Here is a 23,800-nt window from a genome sequence, read left to right as displayed (position 1 = left end):
CGTTTCGGCGGAGGTGGGGCAGGCCCGGGACTTCGGTCCCGGGCCTGTTCCCGTTTCCGGGGCGGGCGGTCACGTCCGGTGAGAGCGGTGTCCGAATAATGGACGTGCAACGTCCGATAAACGGACGATCGGCAGACTGACCCCATGAGTCAGAGCACCACCACCGCACCTCCCGAGCAGCAGCGGGGCGCCGGCGCGCCCGCGCCCGCGAAGGCCGACGCCCCCCTCGGCAGCGGCCTCAAGCAGCGCCACCTCTCGATGATCGCCCTCGGCGGGGTCATCGGCGCCGGCCTCTTCGTCGGCTCCGGCGCCGGCATCGCGGCCGCCGGCCCGTCCATCGTGCTGGCGTACGCCGTGTCCGGGCTGCTGGTGATGTTCGTGATGCGGATGCTCGGCGAGATGTCCGCCGCCAACCCGGCCTCCGGCTCCTTCTCGGTGCACGCCGACCGGGCCATCGGGCCCTGGGCCGGCTTCACCGCGGGCTGGATGTTCTGGACCCTGCTGGTCGTGGGCGTGGCCATCGAGGCGATCGGCGCGGCGCACATCCTGGCGGGCTGGCTCCCCGGCACCCCGTCGTGGATGTGGGTGCTGGTGCTGATGGTGGTCTTCACCGTCGCCAACCTGGGCGCGGTCGCGCGCTTCGGCGAGTTCGAGTTCTGGTTCGCCGCCCTCAAGATCGGCGCCATCGCGCTCTTCCTGGGCCTGGGCGTGCTCGCCGTACTCGGCCTGCTGCCCGGCACCTCCTCCCCCGGCGCCGGCAACCTGCTGCACGACGGCGGCTTCCTGCCCAACGGCGTCGACGGCCTGCTCGTCGGCCTGCTCGCCTCGGTCGTCGCGTACGGCGGCCTGGAGACGGTGACCATCGCGGCCGCCGAGTCCGAGGACCCGGTCAAGGGCGTGGCCAAGGCCGTGCGGACGACCATGTGGCGGATCGCGATCGTCTACGTCGGCTCGATGCTGGTGATCGTCACCCTGCTGCCCTGGAACGATCCGGCCGTCACCGAGCACGGCCCGTACGCGGCGACCCTGGACCACCTGGGCATCCCGGCCGCCGGCCAGATCATGAACGTGGTCATCCTGATCGCCCTGCTGTCCGCGATGAACGCCAACATCTACGGCTCCTCGCGCATGGCCTACTCCCTGGTCGCCCGGGGCCAGGGCCCGAAGGCGCTGGGCAAGGTCTCCGGCGGGGTGCCGCGCCGGGCGGTGCTGGCCTCCGCGGGCTTCGGGTTCGTCACCGTCCTGCTGTCCTACTGGTACCCGGACACCCTGTTCGCCTGGCTGCTGAACATGGTCGGCGGGGTCATCCTCATCGTCTGGGGCTTCATCGCCGTCTCGCAGTTCGTGCTGCGCCGGCGCCTGGAGCGCGAGGCCCCCGAGAAGCTGGTCGTGAAGATGTGGGGCTTCCCGTACCTGACGTGGGTGGCACTGGCGGGCGTCGTCGGCGTGCTGGTGCTGATGGCCCTGGGCGAGGACACCCGGACGCAGGTGGTCTTCACCGGCGGGCTGACCGCGGCCCTGGCGGCGACCGGATACGCGATGCAGCGCCGGGCGGCGCGCGACTGACGGCCCGACGAGCCCTTCCCCCGAGAGGCGGATCCCGTGTGCGACGCGGGGTCCGCCTCTCTTCGTACAGAGGTAACCCTTACGTGTGGCCCGGAATAGATACTGCTAGCGTGCAGTTGCGCATTAGTTGCAATTAGCGATTGACACGCTGAGGGGACCGGTACAACACGCATGGCCATCTACACGCTTCCTGAGCTTCCTTACGACTACGCGGCCCTGGAGCCGGTGATCAACCCGCAGATCATCGAGCTGCACCACGACAAGCACCACGCCGCCTACGTCACGGGCGCCAACACCACGCTGGAGCAGCTGGAGGAGGCACGCGACAAGGAGAACTGGGGCGCCCTCAACGGCCTGGAGAAGAACCTCGCGTTCCACCTCTCCGGCCACATCCTGCACAGCATCTACTGGAACAACATGGCCAGCCCGAAGACGGGCGAGGGCGGCGGCGAGCCGACCGCGGCCGACGGCGTGGGCGACCTGGCGGACGCGATCACCGAGTCCTTCGGCTCCTTCGCCAAGTTCAAGAAGCAGCTGACCTTCGCGTCCTCCGCGACGCAGGGCTCCGGCTGGGGCGTCCTCGCGTACGAGCCCGTCAGCGGCCGGCTCGTCGTCGAGCAGGTCTACGACCACCAGGGCAACGTGGGCGTCGCCAGCACGCCGATCCTGGTCTTCGACGCCTGGGAGCACGCCTTCTACCTGCAGTACAAGAACCAGAAGGTGGACTTCATCGAGGCCATGTGGAACGTCGTCAACTGGCAGGACGTGGCCAAGCGCTACGCCGACGCCAAGGCGAACACCCCGCTGCTGATCCCCGCCAAGGGCTGATCACACCCCGCAGGACCCGTCCGCCTCGTGATCGTCTTCTCAACCTTCGCGTGCGGGCGTGCTGAACGGAAGACCCCCGTGAGGACGTGACTCACGGGGGTCTTCTGTGTGCACGGGCCCGCGGGGGCCGGGGCCGGACTACTCGAAGGACGGACCCTTGGTGCGGGTGCGCTTGATCTCGTAGAAGCCGGGGGTCGAGGCGACCAGCAGGGTGCCGTCCCACAGGCGGGCGGCGGCCTCGCCGCGCGGGGCGGGCGTGACCACCGGGCCGAAGAAGGCCACCTCTTCGCCGTCGGCGCCGGGCACGGAGATCACCGGGGTGCCGACCTCCTGGCCGACGCGCTCGATGCCGTCGTTGTGGGAGTCGCGCAGGACCTGGTCGTACTCGTCGGAGTCGGCGTAGGCGAGCAGCTCGGCCGGCAGGCCGACCTCCTCCAGGGCGTCGGCGATGACCTCGCGGGTCGCGCCGCGGTCCTCGTTGTGGATCTTGGTGCCGAGGGCGGTGTACAGCTTGCCGGTGACCTCGTCGCCGAACTTCTGCTGGGCGGCGGTCACCACGCGCACCGGGGCCCAGCCCTTGGGGCCGAGCAGTTCGCGGTAGCGCTCGGGCAGCTCGTCGAGCTTGTCCTCGTTCAGCACGGCGAGGCTCATCACGTGCCAGCGGACTTCCACGTCGCGGACCTTCTCCACCTCCAGCATCCAGCGGGAGGTCATCCAGGCCCAGGGGCAGAGCGGGTCGAACCAGAAGTCGACCGGGGTCTTCTCGCGCACCTGGGTGTCGGTCATGGCTCTCCTCAAGTCACATAAGGCGTCACGGGTCATGTTCCTTTCCGCCAACCAGGCCGGGATCGCACGCATTCCCCGTGGGAGGATTCGAGCGAAGACCGCGATCACGCACGAAGGAGTGCAACGTGCCCGGAGAGAACCTGTCCCGCGACGAGGCCCGTGAACGGGCCGAGCTGCTGTCCGTCGACGGGTACGAGGTGGTCCTCGACCTGAGGTCCGCGGTGGACGAGGCCGAACCGGCCGAAGGCCCCCGCACCTTCCGCTCGGTGACCACCGTGCGCTTCCGGGCCGCCGTCCCGGGCGCGTCCTCCTTCGCGGACCTGATCGCCCCTTCCGTGAACTCCGTCACCCTGAACGGGCGCGCGCTGGACCCGGCCGCCGTCTTCGACGGGGCGCGGATCGCGCTGGAGGGCCTGGACTCCGAGAACGTCCTGGTCGTCGACGCGAACTGCGCCTACAGCCGGACCGGCGAGGGCATGCACCGCTTCGTGGACCCCGAGGACGGCGAGGTCTACCTCTACACCCAGTACGAACCGGCGGACGCCCGCCGCGTGTACGCCAACTTCGAGCAGCCCGACCTGAAGGCGCCCTACCGCTTCGAGGTGACCGCGCCCGAGGGCTGGCAGGTGTGGAGCAACGGCGCGGAGGAGTCCCGCGAGGGGCAGACCCGCCGCTTCGCCGAGACCGCGCCCATCTCCACGTACATCACCTGTGTGGTGGCCGGCCCGTACCACTACGTCACGGACACCTACACGCGCGGGGACCTGACCATCCCGCTGGGCGCGATGTGCCGCAAGGGGCTGGCGAAGCACTTCGACGCCGACGACGTGTTCCTCGTCACCAAGCAGGGCTTCGACCTCTTCCACGAGATCTTCGACTACCCGTACCCCTTCGGGAAGTACGACCAGGCCTTCGTGCCCGAGTACAACCTCGGCGCCATGGAGAACCCGGGCATGGTCACCTTCCGCGAGGAGTACATCTTCCGCGGGAAGGTCACGCAGGCCTCCTACGAACGGCGCGCGAACGTCATCCTGCACGAGATGGCCCACATGTGGTTCGGCGACCTGGTCACCATGAAGTGGTGGGACGACCTGTGGCTGAAGGAGTCCTTCGCGGACTTCATGGGCTCCTTCGGGCTCGTCGAGGCCACCCGCTTCGACCAGGCCTGGGTCACCTTCGCCAACAGCCGCAAGGCCTGGGCCTACCGGGCCGACCAGCTGCCGTCCACGCACCCGATCACGGCCGACATCCGTGACCTGGAGGACGCCAAGCTGAACTTCGACGGCATCACGTACGCCAAGGGCGCCGCGGTGCTGAAGCAGCTCGTCGCGTACGTGGGCCGGGAGGCGTTCCTGGACGGCGCGCGGCGCTACTTCAAGGCGCACGCGTACGGGAACACCACCCTGGACGACCTGCTGTCGGTGCTCGGGGAGGTCTCCGGGCGGGACATGGCCGAGTGGTCGCGGGCCTGGCTCCAGACGGCGGGCGTGAACGCGCTGACGCCGGTGGTGACCTCGGACGCGGCCGGGCGGCTGACCGAGCTGGCCGTGGTCCAGGAGGGCGACGAGCTGCGCCCGCACCGGGTCGCGGTGGGCCTGTACCGGCTGGAGGCGGACGGATCGCTGGCCCGCTACGCGCGGGCCGAGGCGGACGTGGCGGGCGGCCGGACGGTGGTCACGGAACTGGCCGGGCTGGAGCGGCCGGACCTGGTCCTGGTCAACGACGAGGACCTCACGTACTGCAAGATCCGCTTCGACGAGGCCTCGCTGGCCACGCTGCGCGGGCACCTGGGCGACCTGACGGACCCGCTGGCGCGGGCGCTGTGCTGGTCGGCGCTGTGGAACCTGACGCGGGACGCGCTCATGCCCGCGCGGGACTTCGTCTCGCTGGTCCTCGCCCACGCGGGCCGGGAGACCGACGTCGGCGTGCTCCAGCAGCTGCACGCGCAGGCGCTGAGCGCTGTGACCCACTACACGCCGGCGCAGCGGCGCGAGCAGACCGGGCGGGACCTGGCCGCGGGCGCGCTGCACGAGCTGCGGCTGGCCGAGCCGGGTTCCGAGCACCAGCTGACCTGGGCCCGGTTCTTCGCGGCGAGCGCGGCGACGGAGGGCGACTTCCAGCTGCTGCTGGGCCTGCTGGACGGCACGGCGCGGATCGACGGGCTGGAGATCGACCAGGAGCTGCGCTGGGACTTCCTGCTGCCACTGGTGGCGCACGGGGCCCTGGACGAGACCGCGGTGGAGGCCGAGCTGACCCGGGACGACACGGCCTCGGGCAAGCGGCACCAGGTGCGGTGCCTGGCCGCCCGGCCGTCGGCGGCGGTCAAGGACCAGGCGTGGGCGGCGGTGGTGGAGTCGGACGCGCTGTCGAACGCGCTGGTGGAGGCCACCATCTCCGGGATGCAGCAGGGCTCGCAGCGGGAGCTGCTGGCGGGCTACACCGGGCGCTACTTCGAGGTGATCGAGCGGGTCTGGGCGCAGCGGTCGATCCAGATCGGCATCGACGTGGTGAAGGGGCTCTACCCGATGCTCCAGGACGCGCGGGCCACGGTCGAGGCGACCGACGCGTGGCTCGCCGCCCGCCCGGACGCGGCCCCCGCGCTGCGCCGGCTGGTGCTGGAGTCCCGCGACGACCTGGCCCGCGCGCTGCGCGGCCAGGCCTGCGACGCGGCGGTCTGACCCGGTCCGGCAGGGCGCGGGCCGGCGGCCCCGCACCCTGCCGGACCCCGTGGTGCGGTGGTTCAGCAGACCCTTGACGGTGTCGATCTCCCTGCCGGAGGCGGGTCCCTGCCGGAGGCGGGTCCCTGTCGGCGCCGGGTACGGGGGGAACACTCGCCCCGTAGCGCGTTCGGCGGTACCTGTGAGGTCATAGGGTGATCAGAGGGCGAGGCCCCTTTCGGCACTCGAACGCCCGTACTTTAGCCCCGGCTTGTCCGGATTTGTCGACGGGCGTGTAACAGGGGTTAGCAAGGCCATGGCCTGAGGGAATCACCGCGTCATGAACCAGAACGCACCCCTCCCCCTCGCCCACCTCACCGCCAGCCGCCCCCGCGTGCTGACCCTCGCGCAGCTGCGCGAGCACGGCGTCAGCGCCTCCGAGGCCGCCGGGCGGCCCTGGCAGCAGGTGCTGCCCGGGGTGTTCCTGCTCCACTCCGGCCCCGCGACCAGCGAGGAGCGGCTGCACGCCGCCCTGCTGTACGCCGGCCGGCGCGGCAGCGGCGAGGTCATGATCACCGGGCTGGCCGCCCTCGCGCTCTACCGGTTCTCCGCCACCCCCGCCCTGCTCGCCCTCTCCCACATCGACGTGCTGGTGCCGAACACCCGCCGCCTGCGCTCCACCGGCGACGTCCGCATCGTCCGCGCCCACACCCCGCCCCGCCCGGTCGAGGTGACCGGCCTGCCGGTGGCACCGGTGGCGCGGGCCGTCGCCGACGCCGTCGGGCAGGTCTCCGACGCCGGCACGGTGCGCCGCATCCTCAGCGAGGCCGTGCGCGGCGGACACTGCGAACCGGCCGCCGTCGTACGGGAGCTGACGGTCGCCCGGCTGCTGAACCGGCCGCACGTGGTCGACGCCGTCGAGTCCCTCCTCGCCGAGGGCCGGGCCATCGCAGAGGACCGGCTGTACCAGCTCGTACGCGGCTACGAGCTCCCCGAGCCCGTCTGGAACGTCGACCTGCGGCTGCCCGGCGGCCCGCACCTGGGCGGGGTCGACGCGTACTGGCCCGAGCAGGCCGTCGCCATCGAGATCGACACCCGCGCACCCCGCCAGGGCGAGGACGAGGACTGGTCGGAGGCGGTCCGCAAGCGGGAGACCCTGGAGCGCCTCGGGGTGACCGTCCTCTACCTGACGCCCCGCAAGCTGCGCGACTGGCCCGAGCAGCAGGCGGCGGTCGTACGGACCGCCCTGACGGCGTCCGACGACCGCGAGCCCGCCGCCTACCTGGTCGTACTTCCCCGGTGAGGCGGGTTGGCCGGGGAGTACTCCGGGGCGCTCCAGCGCAGCCGCCCCGGATGCAGGCCCTCCACCACCGCCTCCACCCGGAAGCGCACGGCACGGCTCCCGCCGGGTCCGTACTCGGTCCGGGCCCGCCCGCTCAGCTGGAGCAGCCCGCCGCCCTCCCAGTCGGGGAACAGCAGCCCGGCCCGCCCGTCGGCGGCCAGGTTGCCCAGGGTCAGGAACATCGCGTTGCCCGCGTAGTCCGGCCAGAGCAGCTCCGTCGGCGACAGCACCTCCACGAAGCCGGGCATCCCGCCCCGGTGGCTGGCGTCGGCCCCGTCCGCCGCGGCGGTGGTGGCGACGAAGAAGGTGTCGGCGGCGCGGACGGCCCGCTCCTGGCCGGGGGTGAGCGCGTCCCCGCGCCGCACCACACCGGGCCCTTCGGCCACCAGCTCCAGCGGCTGCCGCTTCTGCAGGTACTTCGGGCAGTTGGAGAACACCTGCTCGGCCGCCACCTCGAAGCCGCCGGGAGCCACGGCGAGGGTCCCGTTCAGCCGCATCCGGCGCCGGGTGCGCGGGTCGAGGGAGATCGTGCCGACCCGGGTGCCCCCGGTGGCCAGCGCCCCGGCCAGCGGGTCACCCTCCGGGAGGCCCCCCGAGACCCGGATGCGGTCCGGACCGGTGGCCCGTACGAAGCCGGGCGCGCCGGTGAGCAGCGAGGCCCACAGCCGCCCCGCGCCGTCGGCGGCGCCGACGACCAGGTGGGGCTGCTGGGCGAGGAAGGCCGCCGCGACCTCGCGGATGTCCGCGCCGATGGAGCGGCCGACGTGCTCGGCGAGCTCGCGTACGCCCACCCGTTCCTGTACGGCCAGCGAGCCCTCGTGGTACCGGCCCATGACGTCCCCCAATCCTTGAGTTCCTAGAAGAAGCCGCAGGTCGGAGCGGCCCCGCTGGGGGCGGGAGCGTCCTGCGCGCCGGTGGGCACGGAGATCTCCAGACGGGTGCCGTCCGGGTCGTGGAAGAAGATCCCGCCGGAGGCCGCGCCCTCGCTGTGGGCGACGACGCCCTCGTGGGCGAACTCGACGCCGAGGCCGCGCAGCCGCTCCTCGTACGCCCGGACGTCCTCGATCGCGCCGGCCGAGAACGCGAGGTGGTGCAGTCCGGCGGCCTGCGGCCGGTACGGGCCCTCCGCCTGCTGCCAGAGGGTCAGGACGAGTTCGCCGTCCCGGCCGAGGAAGGCGAACCTGCGGCCCTCCTCCTTGCCCTCCCCCAGCAGCGCGAAGCCGAGGGCGTCGCGGTAGAAGGCGAGCGAGCGGTCCAGGTCGGTGACGTTGAGGCCGATGTGCCCGGTGCGGAGCGTGCCGGTGTTGGCGGTCGACATGAGGGTTCCCTTCCCCGAGGTCCGAGAGTTCCTAACCTTCTAAATCGAGATTAAAGGTTAGAGCGGGGCTCGTCAACCGGTCACGTACCCTTGAGGGGTTAGCGGCGCGAGGAGGCGGACATGACGGCACCGACCACGGACCCACGTCCGCTGACCGGCGAGCCGGTCTCCCTCGACCTGCTGAACACGCGCTGGATGCTGGACGGCGAGATCGCCGACCTCTTCGGCGGAGCCTTCGGGCTGAGCCGGCTGGAGGGACTGGCCGTCTGGCTGGAGAGCGCGGGCCTGGCCGGCCGCTTCCGCGCCGACAAGTCGGCCCTGGTCCACCTGCTGACCGCGCGCGAGGCCATCGCCCGCGCGGTCGCGGACCCGGCCGACGAGGGCGCGCGCTCCCTGGTGGACTCCGTCCTGGAGCACGGCCGGATCCGGGCCACCCTCACCGCCGAAGGCCCCGGCGAGCGCGCCGAGTTCGCCGATCCCTCCTGGGGTCCGGCCTGGACGGCGGCCCGCGACTACCTCGGCCTGCTGGCCACCGCGCCCGACCGGATCCGCAAGTGCGCCTCGGAGACCTGCGTACTGCACTTCCACGACACCTCGCGCAACGGCACCCGGCGCTGGTGCTCCATGGCCGTCTGCGGCAACCGCGCCAAGGCCTCGCGGCACTACGCGCGCACGCGCGAGCGCTGAACGGTCGGAATCTGTCACACCGGCCCTGAGACGGAAGCCCGATCCTTCCCCTCAACACGGTCGGGAAGTCGATAAATCAACACACAGGGCGCTGCGAGTCGCCCCGGCTTGCCCCGACATGTCCTCAGTGGCGGAGACTCCGCATTGACGGGAACCCGCCATGTCAGGTCTCGGTCAATGACAACACTCCCCAAACAGCAGTCACTTAGGCAAAGCTGACCGGTCATCCGGCACCGAAATCCGGACCGTATCTTTCACTTAGCCAGGGATGCTGATGACCCTCGACTCCCCCAGCTCCACCACCGGGGCCATACCCGGCACCAGGCGCGCGGCCCGCGTCGCGGCGGCCGCGGGCCTGGTGGCCGCCCTCTGCGCCACCGGCGCGGTGCCCGCCTTCGCGGCGGCCGGCGACGACCCGTGGACGACCGCCCCGGTCAAGTCCGCGGACCAGAAGCTCGGTTCGGCCGACGCCGAACTGCTCCAGGAGGCCAAGGCCAAGGGTGACGCGACCGTCACCGTCATGGTCGCGACCGCCCCCGGCCAGACCAAGCAGGTCGCCGACCAGCTGGACGCCGTCCAGGGCGCCTCGATCGGCCAGACGTACGACAAGCTCGGCTACGTACGCGCCACCCTGCCGACCGAGAAGGCGGAGGCCGCTCTCAAGGCGGCCGCCAAGCTGGAGTCCGTGCACGGCATGGACCTGCGGCACGAGATCAAGCTGCCGGACCCGCGCCCCGAGGCGAGCAAGGACGGTTCGGCCAAGAAGACCGCCGCCGAGAGCTACCCGGCGCCGGACAAGAACACCCCGGCCAAGAACCCGTACAACCCCTCGTTCGAGACCGGCTCGGTGGACTTCGTCAAGAAGAACCCCCAGGCCGACGGCCGTGGCGTGACCATCGGCATCATGGACTCGGGCGTCGACGTCAGCCACCCCGCGCTGCAGAAGACCACCACCGGCGAGCGCAAGATCGTCGACTGGGTGACCGCGACCGACCCGATCACGGACAACGACGGGACCTGGCGCGCCCAGATCACCCCGGTCACCGCCACGGGCGGCGCCTTCACCGCCGGCGGCCAGAGCTGGAAGGCCCCCGAGGGCAACTTCCAGTGGAGCCGCTTCAGCGAGTCGATCACCGCCAACGGCGACATGAAGGGCGACGTCAACCGGGACGGGGACACCACCGACCGGTTCGGCATGCTCTACGACCCGGCCGCCGGCACCGTCCGCGTCGACACCGACCAGGACGGCGACTTCACCAACAACGAGCCGATGAAGCCGTACAAGGACGGCTTCCAGATCGGCTACTTCGGCAAGGACGACCCGGCGACCGAGGTGGCGGAGCGGATCCCGTTCACCATCGAGATCCGCAAGGACGTCAAGATGGACCCGCTCGGTGGCGACTGGGTCGGCAAGAAGGCCGACTTCGTCAACATCGGCATCATCGAGTCCGAGCACGGCTCGCACGTCGCCGGCATCACCGCCGCCAACGGCCTGTTCGGCGGCCAGATGAACGGCCAGGCGCCGGGCGCCAAGCTCGTCTCCTCCCGCGCCTGCTCCTGGTCCGGCGGCTGCACCAACGTCGCGCTGACCGAGGGCATGATCGACCTCGTCGTCAACCGCGGCGTCGACATCGTCAACATGTCGATCGGCGGCCTGCCCGCGCTCAACGACGGCAACAACGCCCGCTCCGAGCTCTACAAGAACCTCATCGACACCTACGGTGTCCAGCTCGTCATCTCGGCGGGCAACGAGGGTCCGGGCGTCAACACCATCGGCGACCCCGGCCTCGCCGACAAGGTCATCTCCGTGGGTGCCGCGGTCTCCAAGGAGACCTGGGCCGCCAACTACGGCTCCGGCGTGACCAAGAAGTACAACATGTTCCCCTTCTCCTCGCGCGGTCCGCGTGAGGACGGCGGGTTCACGCCGACCATCACCGCCCCCGGCGCGGCCATCAACACCATCCAGACCTGGCTGCCCGGTGCGCCCGTGAAGGAGGCCGGCTACAACCTCCCGGCCGGTTACGGCATGCTCCAGGGCACCTCGATGTCCTCCCCGCAGGCCGCGGGCGCCAGCGCCCTGCTGATCTCGGCCGCCAAGCAGGCGAAGATCGCCCTGCCCCCGGCCAACCTGCGCGTGGCGCTGACCAGCACCGCCAAGAAGATCGACGACGTTCCGGCGCACGCACAGGGTGCCGGTCTCATCGACATCCCCAAGGCGTGGGAGTCCATCCAGCGCGGCGCCAAGGCCAACGAGTTCACGGTCAAGGCCCCCGTCGACACCGCGCTCGACCAGTTCCTGAAGACCCCGGGCTTCGGCACCGGCCTCTACGACCGCGAGGGCGGCCTGAAGGTCGGCCAGAAGAAGGTCTACGACGTCGTCGTCACCCGCACCACCGGCGTCAAGTACGGCACCCGGCACGACATCAGCTGGCGCAACAACGACGGCACCTTCAAGGTCGTCGGCGGTGGCGGCTACGACTACGTCACCCTGCCGCTGAACAAGCCGGTCACCATCAAGGTCGAGGCCAACGTCAAGTCGGCCGGCGTCCACAGCGGCATCCTGCAGCTCGACGACCCCACCACCGAGGGCGTCGACAAGCAGATCCTGGCCACGGTCGTCGCCTCCACCCCGCTGGCGAAGCCGTCCTTCACGCTGTCGGACAAGTCCTCCGTGCAGCGCAACACCCACAAGTCGTACTTCGTGACCGTCCCGCAGGGCGCCAAGACCCTTGAGGTCGCCCTCGGCGGGCTCGCGGCGGGCAGCCAGACGCGCTTCATCTCGATCCACCCGTACGGCACGGGCGTCGAGGACAGCGCGACCACCCAGTGCTACCCGAACTACGACAACCCGGCCAACCAGTGCCGCCCCGACCTGCGCTCGTACGAGAACCCGCAGCCGGGCGTCTGGGAGATCGAGGTCGAGTCGCGCCGTACGTCGCCGCTGCTCGACAACCCGTTCAAGCTGGACGTCTCCGTCCTCGGCGCGGGCTTCGACCCGGCCGTCAAGGTCCTGCCCGAGGTCAAGCAGGGCACCCCGGCGCCGGTCCAGTGGACCGTGAAGAACGACGCCGCCGCCATCTCCGGCGGCAAGCTGCGCGGTGGCCCGCTCGGCTCCGCGAAGGTCGACAAGCCGACCATCGCCGCCGGCGAGACCAAGACCACCGAGGTCACCGTCGGTGAGGGCGCCGCCCGCCTCGACGTGGCGATCAACAAGCCCTCGGACACCGCCGCCGACCTCGACCTCGAGGTCTACAAGGACGGCGTCAAGGTCGGCTCCTCCGCCGACGGCGACTCCGACGAGTCCGTCAGCCTGGTCAAGCCCGCCGCCGGCACCTACACCATCAAGGTGATCGGCTACGCGATCCCGGCCGGCACCACCACGTACGACTACCGCGACGTGTTCTTCTCCGCCGCCCTGGGCTCCGTCCAGGTCGACGAGGCCGCCGCGGTCAACCTCGCCACCGGCGCCTCCGCGCAGGTCTCGGCGAACGTCCTGGTGACGGGCGCGGCCCCCGAGGGCCGTCAGTTCTTCGGCCAGGTCCAGCTGCTCAACGCCCGCGGCACCGCCGCCGGCACCGGCAGCGTGCAGATCGACAAGGTCATCCCGTAACGACGTGACCGGCTGAACGCGTGAACGCGTGAACGCATGACGGAGGGGCGGTGCTCGACCGAGCACCGCCCCTCCTGTGTTCCCCCGTTACGCCGTCACGCGCTCCCCCGTCGCGCCGGCTACTTGCCCAGCGTGCGCAGGGACTCCGCGTACGTGCCGACCGCGTGGGCGATGACGTCCAGGTTGGTGTCGAACGCCTTGAGGTCGATGTTCTTCAGGTTGTCGCCCGCCCCGTGGTAGTTCGGGTCGTACGCCGCCCCGGCGGTGCCGCCGTAGCGCTTGGCCTGCTCGGCCGTCTTGATGCCCTCGGCGCCGGTGAAGGTGCCGCCCGCCGGGATGCCGTTCTCGATGAACGGGCCGTAGTCCGAGCGGCCGTCGAAGTCACTGCCCTCGTGCGGCTTGCCCTTCTTGTCCAGGAAGCCGTTGATCAGCGCCTCGATCTGCGCCGAGCCCGCCGGGCCGGCGCCCGCACCGGTCTTGTCCGAGTCGTCGCCGTCGTAGACGAACTGCGCCGGGTTCGGCGAGGCGATCATGTCGAAGTTCAGGTAGAGCGCGATGTCCCTCTTCTGCTTCTCGGACAGCTGCGCGACGTAGTGCTCCGAGCCCAGCAGGCCCAGCTCCTCCGCCGACCACCAGGCGAACCTCACCTTGTTGGCGGGCCCCTTGTTCTTCTTGTTGGCGCCCTCGTCGGCGAGCTTCAGGGCGACTTCGAGGAGGCCGGCCGAGCCGGAGCCGTTGTCGTTGATGCCGGGGCCCTCGGGCACCGAGTCCAGGTGCGAGCCGACCGTCACCACGCGGTCGGCGCGGCCGCCCCGGGTCTCGGCGATCACGTTGCGGGTGGTCTTCTTCACGTGCTCCTGGTCCAGGTCCAGGCGCACCTTCACCTCGCCCTTCGCCGCGGCCGCGGCCAGCGCCTCGCCGTCGGCCAGGGTGATGCCCGCGCTCGGGATGACTCCCTCGGCCGGGGAGGAGAAACCGCCGCGGACCGGGGTGGTGCCGCTGTGGTTGTAGACGATCACGCCGATCGCGCCCGCCGCGGCGGCGGCCCGCTGCTTCTCCACGAAGGTGCACGCACCCCGCTTGACCAGGGCGATCTTCCCGGTGAAGGTCCCGGAGGCGTAGTCGTCGGCGGTGCAGCCCGGGGTCTCGTCGACCCGCGCGAGGGCGAGCGGGGCGGCCAGTCCGCCGGCCGGGGTGGACTTGGTGAAGGTGAAGGCCGCAGTGGCCAGCTCGCGCGGCTGGTCGCCGAGGACGGTGGTCTTCTCCGTCTTCGTGTGCGCCTCGTAGATGTCGAAGTCCTGGTACGAGACCTCGTACCCGGCCTTCTTCAGCGTGTCGTGGACGTAGGCGGCCGAGGCGGCGTGGCCGGGGGTGCCCGCGGCCCGGTTGCCGCCGTTGGCGTCGGCGATCTGCTGGAACTTCGCCAGGTGGCGGTAGGCCCCGCGCGCGGTGACCTCCTCCACCAGCTCCTGGGCCAGCCGGCCCTCGCGCGGGTGGGCGCTGGCCGGGGTGGCGGCCAGCAGCACGGGCGCGGCGACGGCGGCCGCCGCGAGGGCGGCGAGGGCCGGTATGGACCGGCGGTGGCGGTGGATGTTCGGCATGGTGCAGTCCCCCCGGGGTGCGGGTGTGTCGGATTCTGGTGGGCCGCGTCCGGATAACGATCACGGCTGAACGGAAGCTAACCCGCCCCGACCAGGCAAAACGGACCTTCAGGGGCGCTGAAACACGGCCGTCACGGACTCGTCACCGGGGTTCACGGACCTGACACTGTCCGCACCTCGGACAATGGATTGGACAAGCCTCGTGGGGTCGAACGCATGATGGCTTCACGCGCGCCCGCGTCCACGTATTTGAAGGAGTCACCGTGAGGGTCGGAATCGTCGGAGCCACCGGACAGGTCGGCGGAGTCATGCGCGGCATCCTCGCCGAGCGGAAGTTCCCGGTGGACGAGCTGCGGCTGTTCGCCTCGGCGCGTTCCGCGGGCACCACCGTGGAGTGGGAAGGCCGCGAGATCACCATCGAGGACGCCTCCACGGCCGACTACTCCGGCCTGGACATCGTGCTCTTCTCCGCGGGCGGCGCCACCTCCAAGGCCCTCGCCGAGAAGGTCGCCTCCCAGGGCGCCGTCGTGATCGACAACTCCTCCGCCTGGCGCAAGGACCCCGAGGTCCCCCTCGTCGTCTCCGAGGTCAACCCGCACGCGATCAAGAACCGCCCCAAGGGCATCATCGCGAACCCGAACTGCACCACCATGGCCGCCATGCCCGTGCTGCGCCCGCTGCACGAGGAGGCGGGGCTCACCGCCCTGATCGCCACCACCTACCAGGCCGTCTCCGGCTCCGGCGTGGCCGGCGTCGCCGAGCTCGACGGCCAGGTCAAGGCCGTGGCCTCCGAGGCGACCAAGCTGGTCCACGACGGCGAGGCCGTCGAGTTCCCCGAGCCGGGCGTCTACAAGCGCTCCATCGCCTTCAACGTGCTGCCGCTGGCCGGCTCCATCGTCGACGACGGCTCCTTCGAGACCGACGAGGAGCAGAAGCTCCGCAACGAGTCCCGCAAGATCCTGGAGATCCCGGAGCTCAAGGTCTCCGGCACCTGCGTGCGCGTCCCCGTCTTCTCCGGCCACTCGCTCCAGGTCAACGCCCGCTTCGAGCGTCCGATCAGCGTCGAGCGCGCGTACGAGCTGCTGAAGGACGCCCCGGGCGTCGAGCTGTCCGAGATCCCCACCCCGCTCCAGGCCGCCGGCAAGGACGCCTCCTACGTGGGCCGCATCCGCGTGGACGAGACCGTCGACAACGGCCTCGCCCTGTTCCTCTCCAACGACAACCTCCGCAAGGGCGCCGCGCTGAACGCCGTCCAGATCGCGGAGCTGGTCGCCGAGGAGCTGCGCGGCTGACGCACGCGTCACGAGTCGTGAGCGGAGGGGCGGTGCCGGTACGGCGCCGCCCCTCCGGCGCGTCAGGGCCTGCGGACCTCGAAGAGGAAGCAGCCGTACTCGGCCGCCCGGACGTGGACCAGAGCGGTGTCCGGGTCGGCGAAGGCCTCCGACAGGGCCCGCTCGACGGCCTCGGCGCCGGCTTCCGGAAGCGTGAGGACGCGGCCGCCGAGGATGTGGCCGCCCGCGTCGTAGCGGCGGACCGTGCGCCGGGCCCCCGCGTTCACGAAGGGGAGGTCCGACCCGGCGGGCGGTCCGGCGCACTCCGCGCCGTGGACGAAGACCGGGCCCTGCTCGTCGTACGCGCCCGGGTCGACGCCCGCCCCGGCGGCCCAGCGGCGCAGCGGGGCGTACGAGACGAGGGCGATCAGCTCCCCCGGCCGGCTGCGGCGCAGGCAGCAGCGCAGCGGCGCGCCGCCCTCGGGGTCCTCGTACGGAGTGCAGGGGCGCCCGGCGTCGTCCCGCGCCCGCAGGGCGGTGAGGGTGGAGGGCGGGATGGGCAGGGCCGTGTGCGTGGTGATGGTGGTCATGGGTCCAGGGTGCTCGGGCGGCCCGGCCCGGTCTGGCAGGAATCGGACCTCGTGTTCGCCTCTGGATTAGTCCCGCCCGGTGGCCCGGCCCGCGTGGAAGGATGGCGGGGCAACGTCACCATCAAAGGAGATGAACGCGTGCCTGGCACGAATCTCACCCGTGAAGAGGCTCAGCAGCGGGCGAAGCTGCTCACCGTCGACTCGTACGAGATCGAACTCGATCTCAGCGGCGCACAGGAGGGCGGCACCTACCCGTCCGTGACCACCGTGCGCTTCCAGTCGGCCGAGGCAGGCGCCGGTACCTTCATCGACCTGGTCGCGCCGGCCGTCCACGAGGTCGTCCTGAACGGCAAGGCGCTGGACGTCGCCGCCGTCTTCCGCGACTCGCGGATCGCGCTGGACCACCTCGCCGCCGGGGCCAACGAGCTCCGCGTCGTCGCGGACTGCGCCTACACCAACACCGGCGAGGGCCTGCACCGCTTCGTCGACCCGGTCGACCAGCAGGCGTACCTGTACACCCAGTTCGAGGTGCCGGACGCGCGGCGGGTCTTCGCCAGCTTCGAGCAGCCCGACCTGAAGGCGACGTTCCAGTTCACCGTGACGGCCCCCGAGGGCTGGACCGTCATCTCGAACTCCCCGACCCCAGAGCCCAAGGACCGGGTGTGGGCCTTCGAGCCGACCCCGCGCATCTCCTCGTACATCACCGCCCTGATCGTCGGCCCGTACCACGCGGTGCACTCCTCGTACGAGGGCCCGGACGGGCAGTCCGTGCCGCTCGGCATCTACTGCCGCCCCTCGCTGGCCGAGTTCCTCGACGCCGACGCGATCTTCGACGTCACGCGGCAGGGCTTCGACTGGTTCCAGGAGAAGTTCGCGTACGACTACCCCTTCGCGAAGTACGACCAGCTCTTCGTGCCCGAGTTCAACGCGGGCGCGATGGAGAACGCCGGCGCGGTCACCATCCGCGACCAGTACGTCTTCCGCTCGAAGGTCACGGACGCGGCGTACGAGGTCCGCGCGGAGACCATCCTCCACGAGCTCGCCCACATGTGGTTCGGCGACCTCGTCACCATGGAGTGGTGGAACGACCTGTGGCTGAACGAGTCGTTCGCCACCTACACCTCGATCGCCTGCCAGGCCTACGCCGAGGGCTCGAAGTGGCCGCACGCGTGGACCACGTTCGCGAACTCCATGAAGACCTGGGCGTACCGGCAGGACCAGCTGCCGTCCACCCACCCGATCATGGCCGACATCCGCGACCTGGACGACGTCCTGGTCAACTTCGACGGCATCACGTACGCCAAGGGCGCCTCGGTGCTCAAGCAGCTCGTCGCGTACGTCGGCATGGACGCCTTCTTCAAGGGCGTGCAGGCGTACTTCAAGGCGCACGCCTTCGGCAACACCCGCCTGTCGGACCTGCTGGGCGCGCTGGAGGAGACCTCCGGCCGCGACCTCACCGCCTGGTCGAAGGCGTGGCTGGAGACGGCCGGCATCAACGTGCTGCGCCCCGAGATCGAGACCGATGCGTCCGGTCTGATCTCGTCGTTCGCCGTCCGCCAGGAGGCCCCGGCGCTCCCGGCCGGCGCCAAGGGCGAGCCGGTGCTGCGCCCGCACCGCATCGCGGTCGGCCTGTACGACCTCGACGGCGGCAAGCTGGTCCGTACGGACCGGATCGAGCTGGACATCGACGGCGAGCTGACGGCCGTACCGGAGCTCGCGGGCCGGACCCGTCCGGCGGTCGTGCTGCTCAACGACGACGACCTGTCGTACGCCAAGGTCCGCCTCGACGAGGTGTCGCTGGCGAACGTCACCGCGCACCTGGGCGACTTCACCGAGTCGCTGCCGCGGGCCCTGTGCTGGGCGTCGGCGTGGGACATGACCCGTGACGGCGAGCTGGCCACGCGCGACTACCTGTCGCTGGTCCTGTCGGGCATCGGCAAGGAGTCCGACATCGGCGTGGTGCAGTCCCTGCACCGCCAGGTGAAGCTGGCCGTCGACCTGTACGCCGACCCGGCGTGGCGGGACCAGGGCCTGACCGTCTGGACCGAGGCCACGCTGGAGCACCTGCGCGGCGCCGAGCCGGGCAGCGACCACCAGCTGGCGTGGGCCCGCGCCTTCGCGGCGACGGCCCGTACCGAGGGGCAGCTGACCTACCTGGCGGCGCTGCTCGACGGCTCGGCCGAGATCGAGGGCCTGGTCGTCGACACCGAGCTGCGGTGGGCGTTCCTGGAGCGCCTGGCGGCCACGGGTCTCGCGGACGAGGCGGCCATCGCGGCGGAGCTGGAGCGGGACGCGACGGCCGCGGGCGAGCGCCACGCGGCGACCGCGCGGGCCGCCCGGCCGACGGCCGGGGCCAAGGCGGAGGCCTGGGCCTCGGTGGTGGAGTCGGCCGACCTGCCGAACGCGGTCCAGGAGGCCGTGATCGGCGGCTTCGTCCAGACCGACCAGCGCGAGCTGCTCGCCCCGTACGCGGAGAAGTACTTCGCGGTGGTCAAGGACATCTGGGAGAGCCGCAGCCACGAGATCGCGCAGCAGATCGCGGTGGGCCTCTACCCGTCGCTCCAGGTGTCGCAGGCGACCCTGGACGCCACGGACGCGTGGCTGACCTCGGCCGAGCCGAACGCCGCCCTGCGCCGCCTGGTCTCGGAATCCCGCTCGGGCGTCGAACGCGCCCTGAAGGCCCAGTCCGCGGACGCGGCGGCGGGCGCCGCCCAGGCCTGACGGGTCCTGCCTGTACGGCCCCCGCTTCCCCTTTCGGGGAGGCGGGGGCCGTCCTGCTTGGGGGGTGTACGGGGCTTGCCGCGCGGGCCCGCTATCTCCCCCGCGAGGGGGCGGGGGCGGGTCGGTGTTTGCCCACCCGCCCCCGGGTGCGGGTGAGTGGCCGAGGGGGCGGGATCCCCTCGGACGGTCTCAGGGAGGGTTGGGGGTTTCCCGTCAGTCCCATCGTCCTTCCGGTTCGGGCCGGTCCCTCAAGGGCGCTCCCTTCGGTCGCGTCGCTACGCGATGGCCTTCGGCCACCCTTGACCGACCGACCCGAACCGGAAAGCCGAAAGACTGCCGGGAAACCCCCAAAGAAACGGCACGGTCCGGAGGAGAAGGGACGGGTCTCTCATGGACCAGGCGAGGGGCCGGGCGCCGGCCCGCCGGGCATCCGGGCCCTCAGATGTCCCGATTCCGAGGCAGGGGGCGCGCCTACCTGCACGAAAGGCCGACCAGAGCCCCCTGCGGAGCCCCCGGGCGCGCCAGATCGCTACGCGCTCCTCATTTCTCGGCGTCCGGCGACCGCCTTGGGCTGATACCCGCACCAGAGGACGAACAGAGCGGCCCAGGGAGCGTGTGGGCGCGTCAGATCGCTACGCGCTTCTCTGATCTCGGCGGCTGACGGCCGTCTTGGGCTGGTCCGGGGCGGGTTCGACATTGGTGACGGCGGTGGTGAACTCCCGGCCCGAGGCGCCCCGGATGTAGGCCAGTTCCAACCAGCGCTCGATGCCGGTGTCCGAGACGTTCTCGTTGATCACCGCCATGAGGACACCCTCGACGCCAGAGGCGATGTCGCGGACGCGACGACGGAGGAGGCGGTGAGGGACGTATTCGTACTGCTCACTCATCACGCCCACCACCGAGGATCGGCAACCGCCGTTCATAACCCTCACCGAATACGCGGCGTGCCCGGTCGTGGCCTTCCGAGCACACTACGGCCAGGGTGGCCACCAGCTGTTCCAGCGAGGTGAACCGGTCTGGAGGAGTCAGCACGACCCCGCCTTTGAGCGCGCGTTCATACCCGTCCATCAGACCCTCCTGCACTCGGTCACCGACGGACTCAGCCTGCTCCCCCACGTATGGACGTATCTGCCCTTATCCAAAGACGGTTGGGCCGTTCCGCGCTATGTTCCGGAGAACGCCCAAATGTCCAGTGGAGGGCCCTTGAACACCGCCTTGAGTTCAGCTATGGCCGACGCAGGCGTGAGGCCACACCAGCTGGCTGATCAGGTGGGGGTATCTGGGAAGACGGTCACCCGGTGGTTAGCGGATCCCGCTCTGGTGCCGCATGCTCGAAACCGTGCAGATGTGGCTCGGGTGTTGGGAGTTGAAGAGCACATGATCTGGCCCGAAGCAGTGACCAGCCGCGTGAAGGTCGGACAGGACAAGGAGTTGGTCCACTCCTACCCCTACCGCTCCGCGTGCCCCTCCACGACGTGGGCGAAGCTGGTCGCTGACACGACCACCGACATGCTGCTGTCCGGGTACACGAACTACTTCTTCTGGACCATGATCCCCGACTTCGCCGGGATCGTCCGGAGGAAGACCGAGAGCGGATGCCGGGTCCGCTTCCTCGTGGGCGACCCGAACGGCGAGACCACTCGACAGCGCGAGGCGATCGAGGACGCGGCACTGACCGTCTCCGCCCGCATCCGCATGACCCTCGAACAACTGGACCGCCTCGGCCCTCTGAACGGGTTGGAAGTCCGTGTCAGTTCCCCCGAAGACGCCACCAACCACGTCGGCCTCAGCGTGTTCCGCTTCGACTCCGACGCCCTCGTCACACCCCATCTGGCTCGTGTCATCGGGCACGACTCACCCATGTTCCACCTGCGCCGGCAGAGCAAAGAGGGCATGTTCGACCGCTTCGCCGAACATGCCGAGGAGCTGTGGAGCCGTGGCACCGACATCAGGGAGAGCAATGCCCAGGCGTGACTACGAAGGCGACCCTGTCAACGCCACGCCACGCCATTCCGTGTCGGTTGCCGGGGTGGTGGTGCGTGATGACGGCCGACTGCTGGCCATCCGCCGCGCCGACAACGGGACATGGGAGCCACCGGGCGGAGTGCTGGAGCTGGCGGAGACCCCTGAAGACGGGGTGCGGCGGGAAGTGCTGGAGGAGACGGGCATCCATGTAGAGGTGGACCAGCTCACCGGCGTGTACAAGAACGTCACGGCCGGAGTGGTGGCACTCGTCTTCCGCTGCAAGCCCTCCGGCGGCACAGAACGCGTCTCAGGCGAAACCACGGCAGTCCAGTGGCTCACAGCGGACGAGGTGACCGAGCGCATGTCCGAGGCCTACGCCATCCGACTCCTGGACGCACTCGACGGCAACAGCCCCCACGTACGAAGCCACGACGGACGCCAACTGCTAACAGACCAGGCCTAGACAGGCGTCAGACGCCAAGACCAGAGAAGCGCGTAGCGATCTGACGCGCCTGGCGGCTGCCCGGGCTGCTCTGTTCGTCCTCTGGTGCAGGTATCAGCCATAGACGGTCGCAAGACGCCGAGAAATGAGGAGCGCGTAGCGATCTGACGCGCCTGGGGGCTCCGGAGGTCGCTCTGATCGACCTCTCGTGCGGATAGTCGCGCCCCTGGCCCGGGATGGGGACTGCTGAGGGCTCGGATGCCCGGCGGGCCGGGCCCCGGCCCCTCGCCTGATCGCTGACGGGCCCGTCCCTTGTCCTCTCCCCCGTGACCGTTCTTTTGGGGGTTTCCCGGCAGTTCTTCGGCTTTCCGTGGCGGGCCGGTCTGTCAAGGGTGGCCGAAGGCCATCGCGAAGCGACGCGACCGAAGGGAGCGCCCTTGACAGGCCGGCCCGACGCGGAAGGACGATGGGACTGACGGGAAACCCCCAAACCAACCCTGATCCCGCCCAGGCCGGACCCCGCTCCCCCTCACCCGAGCCCCGCCGCCGCAGCCTGCAAGGCCCGCAGTACCCGGGACACCGCCGGGCCGGCTTCCGCGCCGCGGCGGAGGGCGGCGATGACGTGGCGGGTGGGGCGGTCGTGGGTGAGGGTGCGGACCGTTACGCCCGAGGCTCGGGCCGCGACCATGCGGGGGACCAGGGCCACGCCCATGCCCGCCTCGACCATCGCCAGGATCGCGGTCCAGCCGGACGCCGAGTGGGCCTGTTCCGGGACGAAGCCCGCCGGTTCGCACGCCGAGCGGGTGATCTCCGACCAGGGGCCGCTGCCGCCGTAGATCCACCGGTCCGCCGAGAGGTCCGCCAGGCGGAGGACCGGTGCGGCCGCCAGGGGGTGGTCCGGGGGGAGGGCCACGTCCAGGGGGTCTTCCAGGAGGGTGATCCGGGTGAAGCGGGCGTCCCGGGCGGTCGGGGCGTGCGCGGCGAGGGAGAGGGCCAGGTCGACGGTGCCGGCGGAGAGGAGTTCATAGGACTCGGCCGCCTCGGTCTCGCGTACGCGGAGTTCGATGCCCGGGTGGGTGAGCTTCAGGGCGGCGACCGCCGGGACGACCAGGACCGGGACGGCGGTGGAGAAGGCGCCCACGCGGACCTCCCCCGCCTCGCCGGACAGGTAGCCGGTGAGTTCGGCGTCGGCGCGTTCGAGCTGGGCGAAGACGGCTTCGGTGTGGCGCAGGACCAGGTGGGCGGCGTCGGTGAGGCGTACCCGGCGGCCCTGGGGTTCGAGGAGCGGTACGCCCAGCTGGCGGGCGAGGTTGGTCAGCTGCTGCGAGACGGCCGAGGGCGTCATGTGCAGCGCCTCGGCCGTCGCGGTCACGGTGCCCTGGTCGGCCAGGGTCCGCAGGATGCGGAGCTTCTTGATGTCCCAGTCGGTCACGAGAGGGAAGTTACCGGCGGGTGGTGGAGCTGATGGCGACTCCGCCGAGGATCAGGGCCATGCACAGGAGCTGGGCCGGGCCCGTGCGTTCGCCGAGGAGGAGCAGGCCGAGGACCGCGACGCAGACCGGCTGGAGGTAGTAGACGACTCCCGCGCGGGCCGCGCCGATGAGGGAGATGGCCTTGTTCCAGGCGAAGAAGGCGACGGCGGAGGAGAAGACGCCGACGTAGAGGAGGGGGCCGACGGTGTGGGGGGTGGCCTCGAAGCCGCCCTGGACGGTGAGGGAGACGGCGTACGCGGGGGCCAGCATCAGGGCGCCGAGGACGAAGGTGCTGAGCAGGAAGGCCAGGCCGCCGATCTCGGCGGGCTTGCGCTTCAGGAGGGCGCTGTAGGTGGCGAAGGAGAGGGCGGCGCCGAACATCCACAGGTCGCCGGCGCCGAAGTCGAAGCCGAGGGAGCCGTCGCCGACCAGCAGCAGTACGCCGAAGGCCGCGAGCAGCATCCCGAAGGAGCGGCGGGCGCCGAGCCGTTCGCCGCCGAGGCGGGCGTAGAGGGCCATGACGACCGGCGAGGCGGCCATGATCATGCCCATGTTGGAGGCGGAGGTGGTCAGGCCGGCCTGGTGGACCAGGGTGTTGTAGAGGGTGACGCCGAAGAGGGTGGCGAGGCTGACGTAGCCGAGGTGCTTGCGGAGCAGGGCCCGCTGCTGCCAGGCCTGGCGGGCGGCGAAGGGGGTGACCGCGACGGCGGCGATGATCCAGCGCCAGAAGACGGCCTGGACGGGCGGGACCGTGTCGGCCATGCCGCGGGTGGCGACGAAGCTGCCGGACCAGACGACCGTGGCGACCAGGGCGAGGAGTACGCCGAGTCCGGCGGCTCCCTTCCTCGCCCCGTTTCCGGCAACGGCGCCGCCGCCGGCGTGGGTGCCGGCGGCGGTGGGTGCGGTGCGGATGCGGTCGGTGACGGTCACTGGTGGTTTCCCCC

19 protein-coding genes are annotated in these 23,800 nt (G+C 71.0%); 10 read left to right on the top strand and 9 right to left on the bottom strand.

What is annotated here, in order from left to right; all coding sequences use genetic code 11:
• Nucleotides 1–144: 144 nt before the first annotated feature.
• The gene (locus OG553_RS22315; RefSeq protein ID WP_405980680.1) at nucleotides 145–1,566 is read left to right on the top strand and encodes an amino acid permease; all 1,422 of its coding nucleotides are present in this window, start codon (nucleotides 145–147) and stop codon (nucleotides 1,564–1,566) included.
• Between the two features lie 171 nt (nucleotides 1,567–1,737).
• Complete coding sequence (locus OG553_RS22310; protein ID WP_405980679.1) at nucleotides 1,738–2,394, top strand: superoxide dismutase; 657 nt, start codon at nucleotides 1,738–1,740, stop codon at nucleotides 2,392–2,394.
• 138 nt (nucleotides 2,395–2,532) lie between these two features.
• Here OG553_RS22310 and OG553_RS22305 read toward each other — a convergent pair whose 3' ends face one another.
• Nucleotides 2,533–3,180 carry a DsbA family protein gene (locus OG553_RS22305; protein ID WP_362055109.1) on the bottom strand — a complete coding sequence of 216 codons (648 nt, stop codon included), beginning with the start codon at nucleotides 3,178–3,180 and terminating at the stop codon, nucleotides 2,533–2,535.
• Nucleotides 3,181–3,305: 125 nt separating this feature from the next.
• Between OG553_RS22305 and pepN (OG553_RS22300) the strand changes: the two genes are divergently transcribed.
• Both pepN (OG553_RS22300) and OG553_RS22295 read left to right on the top strand, forming a co-directional pair.
• Complete coding sequence (gene pepN, locus OG553_RS22300) at nucleotides 3,306–5,858, top strand: aminopeptidase N (RefSeq protein WP_405980678.1); 2,553 nt, start codon at nucleotides 3,306–3,308, stop codon at nucleotides 5,856–5,858.
• Nucleotides 5,859–6,177: 319 nt separating this feature from the next.
• Nucleotides 6,178–7,140: a hypothetical protein gene (locus OG553_RS22295; RefSeq protein ID WP_405980677.1), complete on the top strand. Its 963-nt coding sequence runs from the start codon at nucleotides 6,178–6,180 to the stop codon at nucleotides 7,138–7,140.
• Here OG553_RS22295 and OG553_RS22290 read toward each other — a convergent pair.
• Nucleotides 7,116–8,012, bottom strand: coding sequence for a pyridoxamine 5'-phosphate oxidase family protein (locus tag OG553_RS22290; protein ID WP_405980676.1), 897 nt, complete (start codon nucleotides 8,010–8,012; stop codon nucleotides 7,116–7,118). The genes OG553_RS22295 and OG553_RS22290 overlap by 25 nt on opposite strands.
• Before the next feature lie 23 nt (nucleotides 8,013–8,035).
• Entirely contained in the window at nucleotides 8,036–8,497 is a 462-nt protein-coding gene (locus OG553_RS22285) for a VOC family protein (protein ID WP_405980675.1), read from the bottom strand.
• A 120-nt stretch (nucleotides 8,498–8,617) separates the two neighbouring features.
• Between OG553_RS22285 and OG553_RS22280 the strand changes: the two genes are divergently transcribed.
• Both OG553_RS22280 and OG553_RS22275 read left to right on the top strand, forming a co-directional pair.
• Nucleotides 8,618–9,184 carry a CGNR zinc finger domain-containing protein gene (locus OG553_RS22280; RefSeq protein WP_405980674.1) on the top strand — a complete coding sequence of 189 codons (567 nt, stop codon included), beginning with the start codon at nucleotides 8,618–8,620 and terminating at the stop codon, nucleotides 9,182–9,184.
• Nucleotides 9,185–9,458: 274 nt separating this feature from the next.
• Entirely contained in the window at nucleotides 9,459–12,794 is a 3,336-nt protein-coding gene (locus tag OG553_RS22275; protein ID WP_405980673.1) for a S8 family serine peptidase, read from the top strand.
• A gap of 119 nt (nucleotides 12,795–12,913) precedes the next feature.
• On the opposite strand, the gene OG553_RS22270 is transcribed toward OG553_RS22275, so the two are convergent.
• Nucleotides 12,914–14,395, bottom strand: coding sequence for a M28 family metallopeptidase (locus OG553_RS22270; RefSeq protein ID WP_405980672.1), 1,482 nt, complete (start codon nucleotides 14,393–14,395; stop codon nucleotides 12,914–12,916).
• 263 nt (nucleotides 14,396–14,658) lie between these two features.
• Between OG553_RS22270 and OG553_RS22265 the strand changes: the two genes are divergently transcribed.
• Complete coding sequence (locus OG553_RS22265; protein ID WP_405980671.1) at nucleotides 14,659–15,687, top strand: aspartate-semialdehyde dehydrogenase; 1,029 nt, start codon at nucleotides 14,659–14,661, stop codon at nucleotides 15,685–15,687.
• Between the two features lie 62 nt (nucleotides 15,688–15,749).
• On the opposite strand, the gene OG553_RS22260 is transcribed toward OG553_RS22265, so the two are convergent.
• Entirely contained in the window at nucleotides 15,750–16,256 is a 507-nt protein-coding gene (locus OG553_RS22260; RefSeq protein WP_405980670.1) for a DUF1203 domain-containing protein, read from the bottom strand.
• A 138-nt stretch (nucleotides 16,257–16,394) separates the two neighbouring features.
• On the opposite strand from OG553_RS22260, the gene pepN (OG553_RS22255) reads away from it, so the two are divergent.
• Nucleotides 16,395–18,977 carry an aminopeptidase N gene (gene pepN, locus OG553_RS22255; protein WP_405980669.1) on the top strand — a complete coding sequence of 861 codons (2,583 nt, stop codon included), beginning with the start codon at nucleotides 16,395–16,397 and terminating at the stop codon, nucleotides 18,975–18,977.
• Nucleotides 18,978–19,609: 632 nt separating this feature from the next.
• Here the strand turns inward: pepN (OG553_RS22255) and OG553_RS22250 are convergent.
• Both OG553_RS22250 and OG553_RS22245 read right to left on the bottom strand, forming a co-directional pair.
• The gene (locus tag OG553_RS22250) at nucleotides 19,610–19,864 is read right to left on the bottom strand and encodes a hypothetical protein (RefSeq protein WP_405980668.1); all 255 of its coding nucleotides are present in this window, start codon (nucleotides 19,862–19,864) and stop codon (nucleotides 19,610–19,612) included.
• Entirely contained in the window at nucleotides 19,857–20,045 is a 189-nt protein-coding gene (locus OG553_RS22245; protein WP_405980667.1) for a hypothetical protein, read from the bottom strand. Before OG553_RS22245 ends, OG553_RS22250 begins: the two co-directional genes overlap by 8 nt.
• A gap of 309 nt (nucleotides 20,046–20,354) precedes the next feature.
• Here OG553_RS22245 and OG553_RS22240 point away from each other — a divergent pair, with 309 nt between their 5' ends.
• Complete coding sequence (locus tag OG553_RS22240) at nucleotides 20,355–20,951, top strand: XRE family transcriptional regulator (RefSeq protein WP_405980666.1); 597 nt, start codon at nucleotides 20,355–20,357, stop codon at nucleotides 20,949–20,951.
• Nucleotides 20,938–21,405 carry an NUDIX hydrolase gene (locus OG553_RS22235; RefSeq protein WP_405980665.1) on the top strand — a complete coding sequence of 156 codons (468 nt, stop codon included), beginning with the start codon at nucleotides 20,938–20,940 and terminating at the stop codon, nucleotides 21,403–21,405. The genes OG553_RS22240 and OG553_RS22235 overlap by 14 nt, the downstream gene beginning before the upstream one ends.
• 508 nt (nucleotides 21,406–21,913) lie before the next feature.
• Here OG553_RS22235 and OG553_RS22230 read toward each other — a convergent pair.
• Both OG553_RS22230 and OG553_RS22225 read right to left on the bottom strand, forming a co-directional pair.
• Complete coding sequence (locus OG553_RS22230; RefSeq protein WP_405980664.1) at nucleotides 21,914–22,816, bottom strand: LysR family transcriptional regulator; 903 nt, start codon at nucleotides 22,814–22,816, stop codon at nucleotides 21,914–21,916.
• A gap of 10 nt (nucleotides 22,817–22,826) precedes the next feature.
• The gene (locus OG553_RS22225; protein WP_405980663.1) at nucleotides 22,827–23,786 is read right to left on the bottom strand and encodes a DMT family transporter; all 960 of its coding nucleotides are present in this window, start codon (nucleotides 23,784–23,786) and stop codon (nucleotides 22,827–22,829) included.
• Nucleotides 23,787–23,800: the final 14 nt, after the last annotated feature.

Origin of the sequence: Streptomyces sp. NBC_00158 (genome assembly GCF_045160885.1) — a bacterium.
GTDB lineage: Bacteria > Actinomycetota > Actinomycetes > Streptomycetales > Streptomycetaceae > Streptomyces.
This window is presented reverse-complemented; position numbering and strand designations above follow the sequence as displayed.